Source organism: Antricoccus suffuscus (assembly GCF_003003235.1).
GTDB classification, from domain to species: domain Bacteria; phylum Actinomycetota; class Actinomycetes; order Mycobacteriales; family Antricoccaceae; genus Antricoccus; species Antricoccus suffuscus.
On sequence record NZ_PVUE01000011.1, the window covers coordinates 63,571 to 81,684 of the forward strand.

Below are 18,114 nucleotides of genomic sequence, written 5' to 3' on the forward strand. Positions count from 1 at the left end.
ATCTCGTATTCGAGACACACGGTGTCGGACCGGTTGCCGCCGAATAGTTACGGTCAGCGCAGGCCCGCGACGACCTTTTCGAGGGTCGTGCGAATGGTGGTGATCTCTTTCGGGCTGAGGAGGTCGAGGAACTTTTTGCGTACGAGCTCAACGTGTCCGGGAAATGTCTCGAGCACTCGGTCCCGACCACTCGAGGTTAGTCGCGCGACGACACCGCGGCTGTCGGACGGCGATGATTTCCGCGCGACGAAGCCGGCCTTCTCGAGCTGGGTTACCTGGTAGGTCAGACCGCTTCGCGACACGACGAGCGTGTCTGCGAGATCGCTCATTCGCAGCCCGTCGGGTGCATCGAGGAGTCGGGCGAGGACAGCGAACTGCAAAGGGGTCAACCCGTGCTCGGAGAACTGGGCCGACACCGCGCGTTGTACGAGGTCGCCGGCTGTGACGAGCGCGAAGTACGCATCTAGCTCGCCTCTAGTCAGTTCAGCCGCCATCTGATGCTCCTCTCCTTGACTGTCGAACAGTCTAATTTGATTCAAATTCGAACTAGTGCTATGGTCCAAGTAGTTCGAGTTTGAACGACAGTGTATCAGTGTCACATACCGATCGGAGCATCATCATGCGCATTGCAGTCCTCGGAACCGGCCACATGGCCACTACTCTTGCCAGCGGGTTCATCAGCGCGGGCCACACCGCTATTTTCGGGTCGCGCGACCCACAGGCACACCCGGAACTCGCCGCGCCGGTCATGGCAACCGCCGCGGCGATGCGCGATGCCGACCTGGTGGTGAATGCGCTCCAGGCATCGTTCTCGCTGGAGGCCCTGACGCCGCTCGCCGACGATCTCGCGGGCAAGGTGTTGCTCGACATCGGCAACGCAGTCTCGCCGGCCTTCGAGCTGCTCTACCCGAACGAGAGCCTCGGCGAACTGCTGCAGGCGGCCCTGCCGGCCACGAAGGTCGTCAAATCGCTCAACACGCTGCCGGGGACCCTGGCAGTCGCGCCGCATTCAATCTCGGAGGCGACGTCGGTGTTCCTTTCCGGCGATGACATCGAGGCCAAGGAGCTCGTCAGCGCTCTGCTCGCCGACCTCGGTTGGGGACCCGCCGCGCAGGTCGACCTGGGCGGCATCGCATCTGCCCGCGGCGCCGAACACTACTTTGTGCTCTTCGCCGCCATGATGCAGTCGTTCCGCGGAGCTCCATTCAACATTCGCGTCGTCCGCTGAACGACCCTCACGTCGATTCATAGATCGCTGAAGGAGCATCGTGATCATCTTCCCCCCGGGTTCGCCCGAATACGAGTCGGCGACGACTCCGCACAATGCCATCGCGTCGCAGCATCCCGCCGTCGTGGCGCGCCCCACGTCGACGGCCGAGGTCGCCGAGGTCGTCGCGTACGCGGCGGCTCGGGGCCTCGGCATCCTTCCCCAAGCGACCGGTCACGGCGCCGGCGGCGAGATCGGGGACGACGTTCTGATCCTCGACACCTCCGGTCTCGTCGAACTGACGATTGATCCCAAGGCGCGGACGGCCTCGGCCGGACCCGGTTTGACTTGGGGCGAGATCAATCCCCGGGTCGAGAAGTTCGGTCTCCTAGGCCTATTGGGCTCGTCGCCGTCCGTCGCAATCGGCGGTTACACATTCGGCGGCGGTTTCGGTTGGCTGACCCGACCTCACGGTGCTGCAAGCGCGGCGCTGCGCTCGGTCGAGTACGTCGACGGCACCGGACGGGTGCGGCTCGCCTCAGATGACGCCGTCGACGCCGTCGACCGGGACGCCGTCTGGGCCTTCCGCGGCGGCGGTGGAGTCGGGATCGCCACCCGGCTCGACTTCGATCTGAAACCGGCCCCTGATCTCTATGCCGGCTACTTCTTATGGCCGATCGATGACCTCGAAGCAGTGACGACCGCCTGGGCCGCAGCCCAGGCGCTCGTCGGTGAGGCGGTCGGCACGAGCATCTCCGTTTTACACACCCCGCCCGGCCCGCCGTTCCCGGACGACCTCCAGGGTGTCCCCGTGGTGCACTTGGCCGTCGCCTCCTCCCATGGAGAAGACGAAGCGCGACCTCTTCTCAACGCCGTTCGAGAGGCCGCTGCTCCCGTCGTCGACACGTGGGGGCCGGCGGATGCCGCGAAGCTGGCAACGATCCACCTCGACCCGCCGGCAGCCGTCCCCGCCCTGGGCGACGCGCGGTGGCTGTCGTCGGAAACCCCCGACAACGCAGTCGGGATCCTGGCGGTCGCAAGTGCTTCGCACTCACCGCTTGCGCTCATCGAGATACGCAGCTTTGCAAACAACGCTGCCACCCGCGACGGCGCCGCGACGATCACCTCGGGGCCGTTCGCACTGCACGCCGTAGGTGCCCTCGGCGACTCTTCGGACCGTCCCGTCATCGAAGCGGCGTTCAAGAAACTGCGTGCTGCCGCGGCCCCCGTCGATCTCGGACGGAGCATCGGGTCGTGGGTCGAGGGAGCATCCTCGGTGCCCGATGCGCTGGCTCCCGAAGTGCGCGAGCGGGTAGTGAGAATCGCGGATGCAGTGGATCCCGAAGGCAGGATCCGGCGCTCCCGCTACTTGCTTTGATCGAGCCTGGCGCCCGCTCCCGAACGAGACTCTGCGCGAGCCCTCGACGTCCGTCGCGATGACGCAACGTGAGGCGGCGGCGCCCGGCGAGCGATCAGGCTCTCTCGTATCCGAGACATATGATGCGGGGATGAGTCCGCAAGTGCCCGCTGTGTCACGAGCCGCGGCGATCCTTCGGTTTCTGTCCTCGTCGGCCGTGCCGGTCTCCGCGACCCGCATCGCTGAGGCGGTCGGTGCGCCGCGATCCTCGACGTACCACCTGTTGTCGGCGCTGCAGGCCGAAGGATTCGTGATGCACCTGCCCGACGAGCGGCGCTACCTGCTGGGACTGGGGGCAGCCGAGCTCGGGTCGACGTACTCGCAGCAGGCATCGCTGTCTCTTCAGGGGCACCCGTTGATGGCTCGGCTCGTGCGCAAGGTGCGGTATCCGGTGCATCTCGGGTTGCTGCACGGGCGTGAGGTCCTCTACATCGTGGAGCAGCGTCCGCCGCACAGCCAGCCGCTGGTCACCGAGCCGCAGGTCCAGCTGCCCGCGCACGTCACCGCGTCCGGTCGATCGATGCTCGCATTGCTGCCGCCGTCACAGGTCACCGCGCTCTTTAGCGCGCCGGCCGCGTTTGTCGGCCGGACAGGTGAGGGCCCCAAGTCGCTGCCCGCTCTGCGCCGGCTGCTCTCCGACGAACGAGCGCAGGGCTTCTCCTTCGAGCGAGAGGAAGTGACGCTCGGGATGAGCTCGATCGCCGTCGCCTGCCTCGACCGGCACGGCCGGCCGGCGGCGTCGGTCGCCATGACTTTTCCGGCCTCGCGACGTGAGTTCCCCGACGGCGCGCTGGAGGCGCTACGCCGTACGGCGTACCAGCTGTCGATCCGGATTGGTTTTCCCGGCGCCTAACGATCATGCCGCCGTCCGCCCGTGGGTTAGGTGGCCGGCGGCCAGACCGGCACGACCTCCCCGGTCGCCCGCCCGTCCGGGTCCAACTTCCACCCCATCCGCTTGCGGCACCGCAAAATCACGGACACGTCGTCGATCACGATGGACGGAACCTGCTCCTCGAGCCAACCTTGGATCCGCATGATCTCGTCCGGGGAGCGCGCCCACATCGTGACGACGAAGTTCGTCGGGCCGGTAAGCGAGGCGCATAGTCGCACCCTGGGCTGAGTGCGCAGCGCTTTGACGAGCGCGATACGCCGTTCCTCGGGCACCCGGCACCACCATGAGGCAATAATCGACCAACGGGTGCTGAGTTGGGCGACTTCGCAGCGGAAGGTGAGCGCGCGCGCTCGCAGTAGAGCCGTCAGTTGGCGTCGTACGGTCGACGCCGGGCGTCCTAGTGCGTGGGCGAGCTCCACGGCACTTGCGCGGCCATTCTTAGAAAGCTCATAGACGAGATCCATATGGCTGTCTGGGATCGCGCCGAGCAGTTGCGGTTCGCGGGTCGATCCCGGCGGCCATTCGACCCTAGAGAGTGCGCGCAGCTGGCGCCGGTCCAGCGCGTCGAGCCGCCATTTGGAGCCGTCGGTATAGAGCTGAGCGGCGATGTAGGTGCGAGTGGACACGATCCCAGGGACAGTCTGCAGGTCGTCGATCAACAGCCGGGACAGCTCAGGGAACGAGGTGGCAGCGACGGTGAGAGTCAGATCCCGGCCGCTGGCCGCCTGATCAATGATCATGACCCGGCGGTCGGCCTGCAGCGTCGTGCATACCTCGTCGAGGCGACCGCCCGCGCAGTCCACGTCGACCAGGGCGATCACCGAGTCCCCGTGCGCCGACCACGTCGGATAGGCGGTCACCCACGCGAGACCTTCGCTGGTGATGCGAGCCCACCGACGGGCGAGCGTGACCGGCGACGTACCTAGAGCTTCGGACAGTTGCGTCCAGGTTGCGCGGGGCCGGACCTGTAGCGCGTGGATGAGCGCAAAGTCCTCCTCGGCAAGCACCGGATCCTGATTTTGAGCAGAATCGCGTAGTTCTTGAGCGATTTCTACAGATTTTTCGACAGTGCGCACGTCGTCTTGATACTCGACGAACCCGTTGTCCGACAGCGGATCACGGCCAAAATGCCGATTTGGCACTCATTTCGTTACCGCCTCGACCGGGGCCGTGCCGATCAGAAAGGCTCATCTGTGAATCTCAAGGAAGACGCTCAGTCGCTGCAAGAGGATCTCGTCCAGGTCCGTCGAAGCCTGCACCGAGAACCGGAGATCGGGCTCCAGTTGCCGCGCACTCAGGAGCGCGTACTTAAGGAACTGCAGGGGCTGCCATTGGAAGTCTCCGTCGGCAAGGACACAACCTCGGTCACTGCGGTTCTACGCGGCGGCGCTCGGTCGGACGCGAACCCGACGACGGTTCTGCTTCGCGGTGACATGGACGCGCTTCCAGTAGACGAGCTGACCGGCCTCGACTTCGCCGCCGAGAACGGCGCAATGCATGCGTGCGGCCACGACCTGCACACCACCGCGCTCATCGGCGGTGCGCGGCTGCTCAGCCAGCACCGAGATGCGCTGAAGGGCGATGTGGTCTTCATGTTCCAGCCCGGTGAGGAAGGCCATGACGGTGCCGGCGTCATGATCGCTGAGGGTGTGCTGGATGCGGCCGGGAAGCGGGCCGACTTCGCATATGGGTTGCACGTGATCTCCAACCAGTCACCGCAAGGCGTGTTTGCCAGCCGCCCACAGACGGTGATGTCCGCCGCGCACAACCTGGACGTGACGGTCCTGGGCGCCGGTGGTCACGGCTCTGCACCGCATGGGGCTAAGGACCCGGTGCCAGCGGCGGCCGAGATGATTACGGCACTGCAGACAATGGTGACGCGGGTCTTCAACATCTTCGACCCCGTCGTCGTAACCGTCGGTTACCTGCGTGCCGGGTCGATCCGCAACGTTATCCCCGATACCGCGACCTTCCAGGCGACCGTGCGGGCGTTCTCGAACGACGCGTCGGAGAGGCTGCACGAAGTGATCCCGCCGCTCATCCGGGGTATCGCGGCGGCGCACGGGCTCGACGTCGACGTGCGATTCGAGGTGCAGTACCCGGCCACGATCAACGACGTAGATGAGGTCGCGTTCAGCCAGCAGCTGATTCAGGCGTTAATGGGGGAGGAGCGGTACGCCGAGCTGCCCCAGCCGGTCAGCGGCTCCGAGGACTTCTCCAGAGTCATCGCCGAGGTGCCGGGCGCGTTCATCTTCCTCGGCGCCTGCATGGCTGACGCAGATCCGCATAAAGCTGCGATGAACCACTCGCCACGTGCCCAGTTCGACGATCACGTCCTCGCCGACGCGGCGGCGGTCTACGCCGCGCTGGCCGTTGCCCGGCTGGATAAGGCCAGCCAGTAGCCCGTTTCGAGACTCACAACAGTTCACACCCGCTCAACTCGACGTACAGACAAGGAAGATACTCATGACGCTGAGACATCAACGTTTCGTTGCCGCCGGCGCCGGAGCCGTAGCGCTCGCCGTCGCGCTGGCCGGCTGCTCAGGCGGCTCCGGTAGCTCGGGCAGCGGCGGCACCGCGAAGTCCCGCACGATCTACACCGAGGCCACGACCAACCCGACGTCATTTGACCCGGCAACGGCGCACGCCGGTGATGACTACGTCGCCGACTCGCTGCTCTACGACACCGTGCTCCACCGGGACGACGACGGCTCGATCATCGGCGGCCTGGCGACCAAGTGGACGGCGGACTCGGCGTCCAAATACTCGTTCACCATCAGGAAGGACGCGACCTGTGCGGACGGTACGCCGATCACCGCGTCGGTGGTCGCCAACTCGCTGAACTACCTCGGCCAGAACAAGACCGGCGACCACGTCTTCGCGCCGCTGGTCTTCGGGGTCGGCGCGCCGACAATCACGGCTGACGACCAGACCTCTACGGTCACGATCGAGACGGCGGGGCCTTACGCGAACCTGCTGCCCGGCCTCACCGTCGCACAGTCTGCGATCGTCTGCCCGGCAGGCCTCGCCGATACCGAGGGGCTCAAGGCCGGCACGGTCAAGGGCGCCTTCTCCGGGCCCTACACGCTCGGCGAGGCGAAGCCGGGCGTGAGTTACACCTACGACCTGCGCAAGGACTACAAGTCGTGGCCCAAATACTCCAAGCCGCTCAAGGGCGTTCCTGCGTCGAAAATCGTCTTCGGCATCGCGACCGACCAGGCGACCACGGCCAACAAGCTGCTCAGCGGAGACCTCGACATCGGCAACATCGGTGGCGAGACGCTCAACCGGTTCAAGGGTAAGGACTACAACCAAGTCACGACCGTGATCGCGAACGTCTACGTGATGTTCAACGAGCGCGCCGGACACTATTTCGCCGACAAGCCCGATGCGCGGAAGGCCGTCGCGCAGGCGATCGACCGTTCGGCGTTCAACAAGGTCTTCTCGGCCGGCGTGAGCCCGCTGTTCAACTCGATCGTGCCAAAGACGTACGACTGCGCCAACACGGACAAGTCACTGATCGAGAAGTACGACAAGTCGGCGGCCGCCAAGGTCCTCACCGGCGCCAACATCAAGATGGTCGCCTCGACGGCCTTCGGAGACCAAGGTAAGGGCGCGGAGTACATCCAACAGGTGCTCAGCGACGCCGGCGCAAAGGTCGACCTGAAGAAGACCGACAACGCGACCTGGGCGACCGAGACGCAGAAGCCGGGCGGGGACTGGGATATCACGATCATGGGTGACATCAACGCCGCGAAACTGATCAGCTCGTCATTGGACCGCGTCATGGGCCCCTCGATCGAACAAGGCGGTCGCAATATCGGCGCTAATAACAATCCCGACGGTGCGGCGGCCCTGAAGGCGGCGCTCGCGACGACCGACAAGACCCAACAGTGCAAGGATTACCAGACCGCACAGAAGACCATGCTCGAGCGCGACGATGTCGTGCCACTGGGCGGGATCGTCTGGAACACGACCTCGCAGCCCGACGTGGTGGTGAAGGCGCCCGGTGGCACCTTGAACTACACCACGACGCGGATTGTCAGCAACTGATCATGACTGAGGTGACGTCGGTGTCCGACGCGCGCGCTGAGGCCGACGACCGGACTGCGACCCGCGGGATGTCCCCGTGGGCGCAGTTCGCCGTCAAACGCGCACTCGGGCTGGTAATGACGGTCGTCGTGCTGGTGCTCGTCACGTTTTTCATCGTTCGGCTGATTCCCGGCGACCCGGCGGTCAACGCCGCCGGGTCGGATGCGTCACCTCAGCAAATCGAGGTCATTCGCAGCCAGCTGGGCCTGGACGTGCCGCTGCCGCAGCAGTTCGTCAACTACGTCGGTGGACTGCTGCACGGCGACCTGGGTCAGTCCTTCTCGCTGCACGGCTCGGTCGTTTCGGTCGTCTTCGCGCGGTTGCCCTTCACTGCAGGCATTGCGTTCATCGCGATGGCCGTGGTGCTGGTCGTCGCCGTACCCGTCGGGATGGCGGTCGGCGTACTGACTCGGGGTGGCCGCAAGCGCTGGCTGGACACGGTGTTCGGGTTCGGCACGGGTCTCGTGGCCGCGATCCCGTCGTACGTCATGGCGACCTTCCTCGTGTTGATCTTCGCAGTCAGCCTGACGTTGTTTCCGCCGGCTTACTCGCGGGTGCATCCGGCCGCGTCCTTCGTGCTTCCGGTGTTAGGCCTGGCGATCGGGCCGGCGTGCATCGTTGCGCGCGTTGTACGCCGGGAGACAGCCGTCGTACTCGAGCAGGACTTCATGCGTACCGCGCGTGGGTGGCGCCTGCGAGGCGCTCGGCTCTATGGCAAGTACGCGTTGCCGGCCCTGCTGACGAGCACGCTCACCCTCAGCGGACTGATCCTGACCTCGATGCTCGGCAGCGCGATCGTGGTCGAGACCGTGTTTGGCTGGCCGGGGCTCGGGTTGGGCATCGTGCAAGCCATCGTCAACAAGGACTATCCAGTTATTCAAGGGATCATCCTGGTGCTCGGACTGCTTGCCGCGCTGCTGACCCTGTTCGTCGACATCATCCTGGGTCTGATCGACCCCCGGACCCTTGGTGGCAAACATGACTAACCCGGTCACCGTCCCCGACGAGACTCCAACGCAACGCGCGCGATCCTTCTACTGGACGTTCGGCTTGATCGCCGGGCTGGTGCTGTTCGGCATCATTTTGCTGATCGGGATCGTCGCCCCGCTGGTGATGTCGCACTCGGCGAACGCCTTGTCCTCGCACGCGAGTGCGCCGCCGTCCGCGAAACACTGGTTCGGCACGGACGAGTTCGGAAGAGACATGCTCGCGCGCTCACTGGTCGCGACCCGACTGACCCTGATCATGACCGCTGCGGCGACGGCTATCTCCGTCGTGATCGGCGTGCTGCTCGGTACCGGCATTTGGCTTGCGCCTCGTCGGGTCCGCGAGCTTGGTCTGCGCGCTGTCGAGGTCGCCGTGTCCTATCCGGGGCTGCTGGTCGCATTGATCATTACCTCGATCATCGGCGCCGGGGCGGTGGCCGTGGTGATCGGCATCGGGATCGCCGGCATACCCGCCTGGGGCCGACTTACCGCCAACCTGGCATCGGACGTGTCGCGGCGCGATTTCGTTGTCACTGCGCGGCTGCTCGGCGTACCTGGCCGTAAGGTCATCACCCGCCACCTGCTGCCCAACATGGCCGAGCCGATGCTCATCCTGGTCGCCTCCGGGTTTGCGGTTTCGCTGATTGAGCTGTCCGGACTGTCGTTTGTGGGGCTCGGCGTACAGTCGCCGAGCTACGACTACGGCAAGCTGCTGATCGATGCGCTGCCGGCGATCTACACCCGCCCGGCTCAGGTGTTCGGGCCGGCGTTGATGATCGTGCTGACGATCCTCAGCGTCATGCTGATCGGCGACGGACTGGCGGCGGCGGCCGATCCGCGCACGGCACAGCGGCGGCGCAAGCACATTCAGATCCCTTCCGCGGGCCGGGAGACGGAGGTGCGCTCGGACTCGTCGTTTGTCTCGGTCCAGGACCTTCGGGTCAGCACCGACCGTGGGACCGAACTGCTGCACGGGGTCTCGTTCACCATCGAACGTGGCGAGATCGTCGGTGTGGTGGGGGAGTCGGGCTCCGGGAAGTCCGTCACGGCGATGGCTTTGGCGAAGCTGCTCGCCGAGGGGCTCACCGCTTCCGCGTCTGAGGTACGTGTCGGCGAGATGGACATGCTCGGCAGAGTTTCCCGCCGCAAGCTGGCGACGACGGTAGCGCTGGTCTATCAAGATCCGGGTACGACGTTCAGCCCCGCGTTGCGGATGGGCAGTCAGCTCAGCGAAGTACTACGCACCCACGGCAACCAGTCGAAGAAGAAGGCCCGCGAGTTGGTGCTCGGCGCACTCACCACTGTTCACATGAGCTCGCCGGAGCGTCGCCTGCGTCAGCATCCGCACGAGTTGTCCGGTGGGATGCGTCAACGGGCGATGATCGCCGCGGCTCTCGCGGCGAAACCTGAGCTGATCATCGCGGACGAGCCGACTACGGCGCTTGACGTCACGGTGCAGGCGGAGATCCTCCGTGAATTCAAGAGGATAAACAAGGATCGGGCGGTATCGATGCTGTTCATCTCGCATGACATCGGCGTCGTGGAGGAGTTGTGCGACCGGGTACTGGTGATGAACGCCGGTGAGATTGTGGAGGAACTGTCATGGCGCCAGCTCGCCGAACGCGACGTGCGGCATCCGTACACGAAGAAGCTCATCGCGGCGACCCCGAGCCTGTCAGATCCGTTGCCGGTGCGCGCGTGAGCACCGAACGCCGGTCGTCGGCACTGACGATCGAAGACCTGACGGTTACCTTCGGACACGGCGCTAGCGCTGCAACGGTGCTGCACTCGATCAGCATGGAGTTGCCGGCCGGCCGCACGGTCGGCCTCGTGGGGGAGTCGGGGTCGGGGAAGTCCACGGTGGCCAAGGCGATTGTGGGGATTGTCGAACCGGTGGCCGGGTCGATCTCTCTCAATGGGACGGACCTCGCGACATTGTCGAAGCGCGACCGGTTGGACTTCCGCCGCAAGGTGCAGATGATTCCTCAGGACCCGTACTCGTCGCTGAACCCGCGTCGTACGGTCGGTCAGACAATGGCCGAGTCGATCGATCCGGCGCACGATGAGGTGCGTAAGCATCGGGACAGGATCGTGCACTGGCTTGAGCTAGTGCGCCTCGATGCCGACTCTATTGACCGCTACCCGCACGAGTTCTCTGGCGGACAGCGGCAGCGGATCGCTATTGCCCGTGCGTTGGTGATCGAGCCCGAGGTAATCATCGCCGACGAGATCACCTCTGCTTTGGATGTATCGGTGCAGGCGGAGATCCTGGCGTTGATCGCGCGGTTGCGCGCCGAACTGCAACTGACGATGTTGTTCATCTCGCACAACCTCGCCGTCGTACGCCACGTCAGTGACGACGTCGTCGTGCTCTATCGCGGCGATATCGTCGAACAGTCCAATAGCGAGGCGCTGTTTCGCGCGCCGCGGCACGATTACACGAAGGCGCTGTTGGCCGCCGTGCCGGGATCGCCGACCTTCAGCCTCGACTGAGGTGCCCTCTCGAGTCACGGCAGTCTCCTCCTTGTGCTGCCTATCAAGGCGTGACTGGGAGGAGGTTGCCGTGACCAGGGGTGGCGAGACGCGCAGGCGGTTACGGAATGTGTACCGGCAAGTGACGGACGCCGTGGATGAATTCGCTGCGCAGCATCTCCGGTTCGCCGATCTTCATGTCCGGGAGCTTGGTGAGGATCTGCGAGAACAGCGCGCGCAGCTGGGTCTTCGCAACACCGCTGCCAAGACAGAAGTGCACGCCTCCACCGCCGAAACCCACGTGTGGGTTACGCCCGCGATGCAGGTCGAACTTGCCGGGATTGTCGAACACCGACTCGTCTCGGTTGCCTGAGCAGTAGAAAATAACGACTTTGTCGCCGGCTTGTATGTGTTCGCCGCGAAGCTCGAGATCCTGCGTCGCGGTGCGGGCGAACTCAAGGACCGGTGATGCGTGCCGGATGAATTCGTCGATTGAACTCATGATCCGACCGTCGAAGTCTTCCATGAGCCATTCCCGCTGGTCGAGATTGTCCCAGAGCGTCATGACGGTGCGCGCGGTCGTCTGCTTCGTCGTGTCGTTGCCCGCCACGCTGAGCAGCAGCATGACCGCGCCCATCTCCGACTCGTTGAGCGGGTGACCGAAGATGTCATCGGCGTTGGCGAGCGCAGTCGCGATGTCGTCCTTGGGATCCTTCCGCCGCTGGGCTACCAGATCAAGGCCGATTCCGACGAGGGTGTTGATCTGATCCTGGACGAACTCCATTGGGTTGGCGCCGCCATTGATCTCCGGGTCGTTGGCGCCGATAAACCGATCACCCGCGAGAGCGAACGTCTCGACCAGGTGCTCCGGCACGCCGACCATGTCCGCGACCGTCATCATCGGCAGTTTGGCAGCAACCTCCTCGACGAAGTCGATATCGCCGGCGCCACGCACGCGATCGATGATTTGCTCGGCCCGGGTATTGATCTGATCCGCGAGGCGGCGGACGGCCTTGGGCGTGAACGCTGCGCTGATGGTCCGCCGGTATTTCGTGTGAAGCGGCGGGTCCATCTCCAGGAACGACGGTGACTGGATCATGTCCGGCACTCGCGGACGCAGCATGATGTTTGTTCGCTGCTGGTCAGAGCTAAAGAGCTCCTGGTTCTGGCTGACGTAGGTAATGTCCTCTGCCTTGACGACCGCCCAGAATCCCTTTTCTTTGTGGACCTCCGGTGGTACCGAGACGTCCTGAAGGGGATGGTGCCAACTCACCGGTGCGTTTTTTCGCAGCCACCCGAACGTCTTATCGCGCTCGTCGAAGGATTTCAACCAGAACTCCGGACTCGAAATGTCCTTGTCGGTGGTGAGTGGATGCTCGTGCGCGCTAGGCAAAACAATCGTCATATCGGCTCTCCGAAACCTCATCGCGTGGTTTCGGTCACTATATGGCAATCGTCGCGATTAGGGCATCGCGATCGTCGTGGGCTAGCCGAACTCGGCGCGGACTTCGTCGCTGTCCTGGCCAATGACGGCGGGCGAGGCATTCGTCTGTGCGTAGTCGAACGACGAGTAGCGCACCGGCGGCCGCACGGAGCGGACGGTCCGGTCGCCATCGCGGGACTCGAGCGCGAGGTCGTTGACCGAGAACTGCTCAGAGGCGGTGATGGCGGCGTAATCCTGCAGCCTGCCGTAGACCATCTCGCTTTCTTCGAAGATCTTGACCCACTCATCGGTCGTGTGCTGCCGCAGTATGTCCATGACGATCGGGACGAGCGTGTCTCGGTTGGCTGTGCGCAGATTCTGGGTCGCGTAGTCCTCGCCAGCCAACACTTCGGATCCGGTCACCTTGAGGAACGCGTCCCAATGTTTCACCGAATTTGCGGAGAAAACGATGTAGCCGTCTTTGGTCTGGTAGAGCCCCGACGGTGCGGACATGGCGGCCTGGTTGCCGTTTCGTGTCGGCGCGACACCGTGAGTCAGGTACTCCGAGAAATGATGTGTGTGCAGGCTGATGCCACAGTCGAATAGGCAAGTCTGGATGCACTCGCCGATGCCATGCCGCTCGCGGTTGAGCAGCGCCGCGAGGATGGCTTGAAACATGACGTGACCGGTCGTGACATCGACGACGTGCGTGCCGATCCGCTGGGGAGGGCCATCGGGCTCGCCGCAGAGCTCCAGCAGTCCGGTCTCTGCCTGTAGCGCGCCATCGAAGCCGGGCCGTGTGCGCCCCGGGCCGTCGGGACCGAACCCGCTGATCAGACCGTAGATAAGTCGCGGGTTCTCCGCGCGCAAAGCGTCATAGCCTAGGCCGAGCCGCTCCATGACCCCCGGCCGGAATGCTGAGACCACGACATCCGCCTTGCGGGCGATCTTCTTCGCGAGTGCAAGATCGTCCTCCTGGCGCAGATCGAGCACGATCGAGCGCTTCCCCCGGTTGAACGCGTCGTACACCGGGGAGGCGATGATGGAAGGATCACTGCTGCCGTAGGTGCGGCCGTTGTCGCCGGTGGGTGGTTCGACCTTGATCACCGTCGCACCGAGGTCCGCGCACATCATCGTGGACATGGGCCCGGCAATGACCTGCGTGAAATCGAGCACCAGCATGTCGTCCATCGGGCGTGGCGAAGCGGTGTGGGGGGCGGTGGTGGTCATGTGGGTCCAGGTCCTCTCATACGGCGTGCGATACGTCGGCGACCGGCGGTCTGTATCGACGTCACCGTTGCACTTTTCCACACCCCATATGGGCCGTGGCGGCCCGGTTCGGGTAGCCGTTCGACGCCGCTATGAGTGGCGAGCGCGGGACCTGCGAACAATCGGCTCGGCAAGTTTGCCGGTGCCCATCTCTTCCAGCTCAAGCCCACGAGTCTCGACCACCTTTGTCTTGACGAAGATGAACGAGAGTACGGCGCACAGCACGTAGAACCCATACGTGACGGGTAGACCTAATTTCTCACTCATGACGGGGAACGAGACCGTAATAAGGAAGTTGCATATCCACTGAGCCGCCGCAGCCACCGAAAGTGCCGCCGCGCGAATTTTGTTGGGGAACATCTCGCCGAGAAGAACCCAAACGACCGGACCCCAGGTCGCACCGAAGAAGACGACAAACATGTTCGCGCCGATGAGCGCAAGCAGGCCCCAAGGGTTCCCGAGATGGACGGCGCCCGAGGAATCAATTGAGGACTGGGTGAACGCCACGGTCGCCAGGCCGAGTGAGATCGCCATTCCGGCAGAGCCGATGAGTAGAAGCCTCTTGCGTCCGATCTTGTCGACCAGCGCGATCGCCACCAGGGTGACGAGGATATTGAGGACCGAGGTGAACACCGAGATGAGCGCCGAGTCTTCTTTGGAGAAGCCAACCGAACTCCACAATGTCGTGGAGTAGTAGAAGATGACGTTGATGCCGACCAGCTGCTGAAACGCGGACAGCGCGATGCCCACCCAGACAATCGGCATGAGTCCAAAGGCCGGGCCACGGATGTCCTTCATCGTGGGTTGGTGCTCGGTATCGAGGGTCTCCTTGATCTCGGCGGCCTTCTGTTCTGCTTCGTCGCCGACCGTCGTATGAAGGACTTTCAGGGCCTCACGCATGCGTCCTTTAGCGACGAGGAACCGCGGCGACTCCGGGATCTGGAGGGCGAGTATTCCGTAGACAATCGCGGGGATGACGCCGACGAGAAACATCCACTGCCATGCCTGCAAGCCGAGGACGATGTTCTGCGCGTTCTTCTCGCCGGTGGAGTCGGTCCCGGCAGCATTGAGGAAGAATGCATCCGACAACAGAGCTACGAAGATACCGAGCACGATCGCGAGCTGCTGCAATGATCCGAGACGCCCGCGGATCGCTGCCGGCGCGATTTCGGCGATGTACGCCGGCGCGATGACCGACGCGATACCGATACCGACGCCGCCGACTACTCGCCAAAAGGCCAGGTCCCATGCGGCAAAGGGAAACGACGATCCGACCGCGGATAGAGCAAAGAGGACGGCCCCGATGACCATGACCCTCGTGCGGCCCCACCTGTCGGCCCATCCGCCGGCCAGCCACGCGCCCACGGCCGAGCCGAGTAATGCGATGGCTACGACTAGTCCTTTAACGAATGCCGACAGCGCGAAGTGACCGGCGATCGCGTCTACGGCGCCATTAATGACGGACGAGTCGAAGCCGAATAGAAATCCGCCAACCGCCGCCGCGACGGCCAGCATGATGACCTTGCCGCGGTGGTGCGACGCGGCATCCGCTGATGAACTTCCGTACTCTTCCTCAAGTGCCATGATCGCACCTCATCCGTTCGAAAGGCTGCGTCGCGGTGTGGTCGGTCAAGGCACCAATATGTCGACGCGGCACAAAATGTGACGTGGCGATACCGTACTCGCGAAACACCTGATTTACCTAGGCGATCTGCGTGTTTGTCTAGAGGTAAATTCCCCGGGCAGCCAGCCAGGGAATTGGGCTTACCCGAGTGCCGTACATGCCTTGCGTGACCTCGAAGTGCAGATGGACACCCGTTGAGAAACCGCGCGATCCCATCCCCGCGATCACCTGTCCGGCACTGACCTGTTGGCCGACGCTGACATAGATGGCCTCGATGTGCCCGTAGACAGTGACCCAGCCGCCGGCGTGCTGGATGTAGATGGCCTGCCCGAAGCCGGTGGCCGAGCCGGCGCGTTTCACCGTGCCGCTGCCGGCGGCGTAGATCGGTGTCATGAACGGCGCCGCGATGTCGATGCCGTAGTGCATCTCGCCCCAGCGCATGCAAAAGCATGTCGTGAGGACGCCGCCTGCGGGCAGGGCCCACGCGCCATTGCTCGCTCCGGAATTCGACGGTGGGGCTGACGACCCGCCGGAAGATGGTCCGCTACTAGCCGGTTTCGCGGCGGCGGCCGCTTGAGCAGCGGCCGCTTGGGCGGCAGCCGCCTTGTCGGCGGCGGCTTTCGCGGCGGCCGCGGCGGCTGCAGCTTCTTCGGCCTGCTTCTGCGCGAGCCATTGCTGGTATGTCTGCTTCGCGCCTTCGAGTTGCATGAGCGTGCTTTGCGCGGCGGCAAGCTGCGCGTCGAGCTGCACCTTCTGCGCCTGCAGGGTCTGCATCGTCTCCTGTGCGCTCGATAACTGAGACGTGACCGTATCGAGGGTCTCTTTTGCTAGCTTTTCAGCCGCGGCCTTGTCGAGAACCGCCTGCTTGGCGGCCGAGTCTGCGTTGGCTTGAGCGATCTTGGCCAGCCTCAGTTTTTCGACCTGCTTCATCTGGATCTGCGAGACGACCGAGAGCATGCTGGAGCGCTCAATCAGGTCCTGCGGGCCTTCGGCGGTCAGCAGCATGATGTCGGTGTATATGAAGTTTCCCTGAATGTAGGAATTATGCGCGAGCGTCGCAACGCTGGCTTCTGCATTGCCGACGGCGACGCCTGCGTCCTTTACCGACTGTGCGGTCTGTAGTTGCGTCTGGTTGGCGATTTCCAGCTGGCCGACGGCTTGCTCGTGCTTGTCGGCTGCGGCGAGTGTCTGTGCTTCGAGTGCGCCAATCTGATTGGCCATAGCCGCAGAGTTGGCGGCCGCTTGGCTGACCGCGGCGCTGGCGGCGGCTTTCTCGGCGGCGGCGCCACTTATCTGCGCATCGGACGGATTCGGCGGCGGAGGCGGCAGCGCGACTGCCGCCGAGGGTACGACGAAGGCCCACAAGAGAGCCGAGACTGCAACGCCGATGGCGGTGGCGGTCGCCCTCGATCGTGACACGAAAGTGCCTCCCAATGCCGCATAAACATCATGGGAAGTCGCGTGCAACGTGCGGCTTAGTCGAGCACGCGGAACCCAAGTGTTGCACGTCGTGTCACATATTCCTCACAAGACCCACAGGTCACACCTGTAACAGTTTGCCTAAATCTCGCGGACCGCGTTACTGAATACGTCGTACGCCCGCTGGCTGAACAGCACAAAACGTACGTCGATCGGTCCAGAATCGCAGCGTCGTACCGCCTCGATCGCGAGACGTGCGCCATCCTCAACCGGCCATCGATAGACACCGGTCGAGATCGCGGGGAATGCGACACTCGCGGCGCCCAAGGCGTCTGCCACACGCAACGACTCGGTGTAACACGACGAGAGGAGGCGCGAACGGTCCTCGGTATCGCTCCAGACCGGACCTACGGTATGGATCACCCAGCGCGCGGCGAGATTACCTGCCGTTGTTGCGACTGCGCTGCCGGCAGGCAGCCCATCCTTCAGCGTCGAGGCGCGTAGCTGTTTGCAGTCGCGCAAGATCGACGGGCCGCCGGCACGATGAATCGCGCCGTCTACGCCGCCGCCGCCCAAAAGTGTTGAGTTTGCGGCGTTGACGATGGCATCAGCATCCTCTTCGGTGATATCACCGAGTACCAGACTGATTCGCGTGTTACGCATGCGCTCAGATTACGTCGTGAAGTTGCGAACATCGCGACCTCGCCGCGACTTGACTCCGCTCGATGAACGAAAAATATAGTCGACTAGACGAACGAAGTCCCGAGGCGCCGATACTGGCGGGCCGACGGCACGTTGCCGCAGGCCCGCCAGCATCCAATTGCATCCGCGAGTCGCCCGCTCTCCCCCAAGAGCGGCAAGTCGGGTCTCAATTGTCCTGGCAAGTCCGTGCTCCCCCCGGGCGCGGTCTCAACAGATCGGCACCGCGAGGTGTCACTCTCTCCCCAGCATCGACAACGTCACACGGTGCCGGTATCGATGGTCATGCGGTAGATGCTGCACCAGGTCACTAACAATCGGCTAACGGTGCTCGGCGGGCCGAGGGCCGTTAGCGAGCCCCGGTCGTGTTGTCGTTGCAGTCTTCGTTCACAAGCGCGGCATCGTCGCCCGCAGCCAGCCGAGTGAGCTTGCCGTTGGCAACTTCGAGTAGGACCGGCACGCTCTCGATCGGAATTCCCAATGCGGTAGCAATGACCTCGTGGTCCTGCCCTGCGTCGTCGAGGCGCAGCGCTGTCGCTAGCCCTTCGGGTAGTCGGTCGATGAGATGTTCGCGATCCATACATAGACATTATTAAGGTGAGGTTGAATCACCA

The 18,114-nt window shown here is 63.9% G+C and carries 16 protein-coding genes; 8 read left to right on the forward strand and 8 right to left on the reverse strand.

Annotated features, from left to right (window positions below):
• Positions 1–53 precede the first annotated feature (53 nt).
• The gene (locus CLV47_RS13400) at positions 54–494 is read right to left on the reverse strand and encodes a MarR family winged helix-turn-helix transcriptional regulator (RefSeq protein ID WP_106349559.1); all 441 of its coding nucleotides are present in this window, start codon (positions 492–494) and stop codon (positions 54–56) included.
• A 125-nt stretch (positions 495–619) separates the two neighbouring features.
• Between CLV47_RS13400 and CLV47_RS13405 the strand changes: the two genes are divergently transcribed.
• From CLV47_RS13405 to CLV47_RS13415, 3 genes are all read left to right on the forward strand, one after another.
• Positions 620–1,228, forward strand: coding sequence for an NADPH-dependent F420 reductase (locus CLV47_RS13405; protein ID WP_146135385.1), 609 nt, complete (start codon positions 620–622; stop codon positions 1,226–1,228).
• A 40-nt stretch (positions 1,229–1,268) separates the two neighbouring features.
• A complete protein-coding gene (locus CLV47_RS13410; RefSeq protein ID WP_202862574.1) occupies positions 1,269–2,585 on the forward strand; it encodes an FAD-binding oxidoreductase in 1,317 nt (438 codons plus the stop codon).
• 130 nt (positions 2,586–2,715) lie between these two features.
• On the forward strand, positions 2,716–3,477 hold the full coding sequence (locus CLV47_RS13415) for an IclR family transcriptional regulator (protein WP_106349631.1): 762 nt from the start codon (positions 2,716–2,718) through the stop codon (positions 3,475–3,477).
• A gap of 26 nt (positions 3,478–3,503) precedes the next feature.
• Here the strand turns inward: CLV47_RS13415 and CLV47_RS13420 are convergent, their stop codons facing one another.
• The gene (locus tag CLV47_RS13420; protein ID WP_202862575.1) at positions 3,504–4,658 is read right to left on the reverse strand and encodes an Lrp/AsnC family transcriptional regulator; all 1,155 of its coding nucleotides are present in this window, start codon (positions 4,656–4,658) and stop codon (positions 3,504–3,506) included.
• A gap of 51 nt (positions 4,659–4,709) precedes the next feature.
• Between CLV47_RS13420 and CLV47_RS13425 the strand changes: the two genes are divergently transcribed.
• From CLV47_RS13425 to CLV47_RS13445, 5 genes are all read left to right on the forward strand, one after another.
• Entirely contained in the window at positions 4,710–5,918 is a 1,209-nt protein-coding gene (locus CLV47_RS13425; RefSeq protein ID WP_106349561.1) for a M20 metallopeptidase family protein, read from the forward strand.
• 64 nt (positions 5,919–5,982) lie between these two features.
• Complete coding sequence (locus CLV47_RS13430) at positions 5,983–7,569, forward strand: ABC transporter substrate-binding protein (protein WP_106349562.1); 1,587 nt, start codon at positions 5,983–5,985, stop codon at positions 7,567–7,569.
• 2 nt (positions 7,570–7,571) lie between these two features.
• Complete coding sequence (locus tag CLV47_RS13435) at positions 7,572–8,594, forward strand: ABC transporter permease (protein ID WP_202862576.1); 1,023 nt, start codon at positions 7,572–7,574, stop codon at positions 8,592–8,594.
• Positions 8,587–10,296 carry a dipeptide/oligopeptide/nickel ABC transporter permease/ATP-binding protein gene (locus CLV47_RS13440; protein WP_106349563.1) on the forward strand — a complete coding sequence of 570 codons (1,710 nt, stop codon included), beginning with the start codon at positions 8,587–8,589 and terminating at the stop codon, positions 10,294–10,296. The genes CLV47_RS13435 and CLV47_RS13440 overlap by 8 nt, the downstream gene beginning before the upstream one ends.
• Positions 10,293–11,087 (forward strand): ABC transporter ATP-binding protein, encoded by a 795-nt coding sequence (locus tag CLV47_RS13445; protein WP_202862577.1) that lies wholly within the window; start codon positions 10,293–10,295, stop codon positions 11,085–11,087. The genes CLV47_RS13440 and CLV47_RS13445 overlap by 4 nt, the downstream gene beginning before the upstream one ends.
• A 100-nt stretch (positions 11,088–11,187) precedes the next feature.
• Here the strand turns inward: CLV47_RS13445 and CLV47_RS13450 are convergent, their stop codons facing one another.
• The 6 genes from CLV47_RS13450 to CLV47_RS13475 form a co-directional block, all read right to left on the reverse strand.
• Entirely contained in the window at positions 11,188–12,471 is a 1,284-nt protein-coding gene (locus CLV47_RS13450; protein ID WP_106349565.1) for a cytochrome P450, read from the reverse strand.
• A gap of 81 nt (positions 12,472–12,552) precedes the next feature.
• Positions 12,553–13,719 (reverse strand): CaiB/BaiF CoA transferase family protein, encoded by a 1,167-nt coding sequence (locus CLV47_RS13455; RefSeq protein WP_106349566.1) that lies wholly within the window; start codon positions 13,717–13,719, stop codon positions 12,553–12,555.
• Between the two features lie 129 nt (positions 13,720–13,848).
• A complete protein-coding gene (locus tag CLV47_RS13460; protein WP_106349567.1) occupies positions 13,849–15,342 on the reverse strand; it encodes a sugar porter family MFS transporter in 1,494 nt (497 codons plus the stop codon).
• Between the two features lie 139 nt (positions 15,343–15,481).
• Positions 15,482–16,801: a M23 family metallopeptidase gene (locus CLV47_RS13465; protein ID WP_106349568.1), complete on the reverse strand. Its 1,320-nt coding sequence runs from the start codon at positions 16,799–16,801 to the stop codon at positions 15,482–15,484.
• Between the two features lie 141 nt (positions 16,802–16,942).
• Complete coding sequence (locus CLV47_RS13470; protein WP_106349569.1) at positions 16,943–17,464, reverse strand: O-acetyl-ADP-ribose deacetylase; 522 nt, start codon at positions 17,462–17,464, stop codon at positions 16,943–16,945.
• A gap of 385 nt (positions 17,465–17,849) precedes the next feature.
• The gene (locus CLV47_RS13475; RefSeq protein ID WP_106349570.1) at positions 17,850–18,080 is read right to left on the reverse strand and encodes a hypothetical protein; all 231 of its coding nucleotides are present in this window, start codon (positions 18,078–18,080) and stop codon (positions 17,850–17,852) included.
• Between the last annotated feature and the right edge of the window lie 34 nt (positions 18,081–18,114).

Excerpts from the sequence above, each read along its gene's own strand:
- CLV47_RS13400 (WP_106349559.1), bottom strand. The coding sequence starts at position 494 with ATGGCGGCTGAACTGACTAGAGGCGAGCTAGATGCGTACTTCGCGCTC.
- CLV47_RS13405 (WP_146135385.1), top strand. The coding sequence starts at position 620 with ATGCGCATTGCAGTCCTCGGAACCGGCCACATGGCCACTACTCTTGCC.
- CLV47_RS13415 (WP_106349631.1), top strand. The coding sequence starts at position 2,716 with ATGAGTCCGCAAGTGCCCGCTGTGTCACGAGCCGCGGCGATCCTTCGG.
- CLV47_RS13430 (WP_106349562.1), top strand. The coding sequence starts at position 5,983 with ATGACGCTGAGACATCAACGTTTCGTTGCCGCCGGCGCCGGAGCCGTA.
- CLV47_RS13435 (WP_202862576.1), top strand. The coding sequence starts at position 7,572 with ATGACTGAGGTGACGTCGGTGTCCGACGCGCGCGCTGAGGCCGACGAC.
- CLV47_RS13440 (WP_106349563.1), top strand. The coding sequence starts at position 8,587 with ATGACTAACCCGGTCACCGTCCCCGACGAGACTCCAACGCAACGCGCG.
- CLV47_RS13450 (WP_106349565.1), bottom strand. The coding sequence starts at position 12,471 with ATGACGATTGTTTTGCCTAGCGCGCACGAGCATCCACTCACCACCGAC.
- CLV47_RS13455 (WP_106349566.1), bottom strand. The coding sequence starts at position 13,719 with ATGACCACCACCGCCCCCCACACCGCTTCGCCACGCCCGATGGACGAC.
- CLV47_RS13460 (WP_106349567.1), bottom strand. The coding sequence starts at position 15,342 with ATGGCACTTGAGGAAGAGTACGGAAGTTCATCAGCGGATGCCGCGTCG.
- CLV47_RS13470 (WP_106349569.1), bottom strand. The coding sequence starts at position 17,464 with ATGCGTAACACGCGAATCAGTCTGGTACTCGGTGATATCACCGAAGAG.
- CLV47_RS13475 (WP_106349570.1), bottom strand. The coding sequence starts at position 18,080 with ATGGATCGCGAACATCTCATCGACCGACTACCCGAAGGGCTAGCGACA.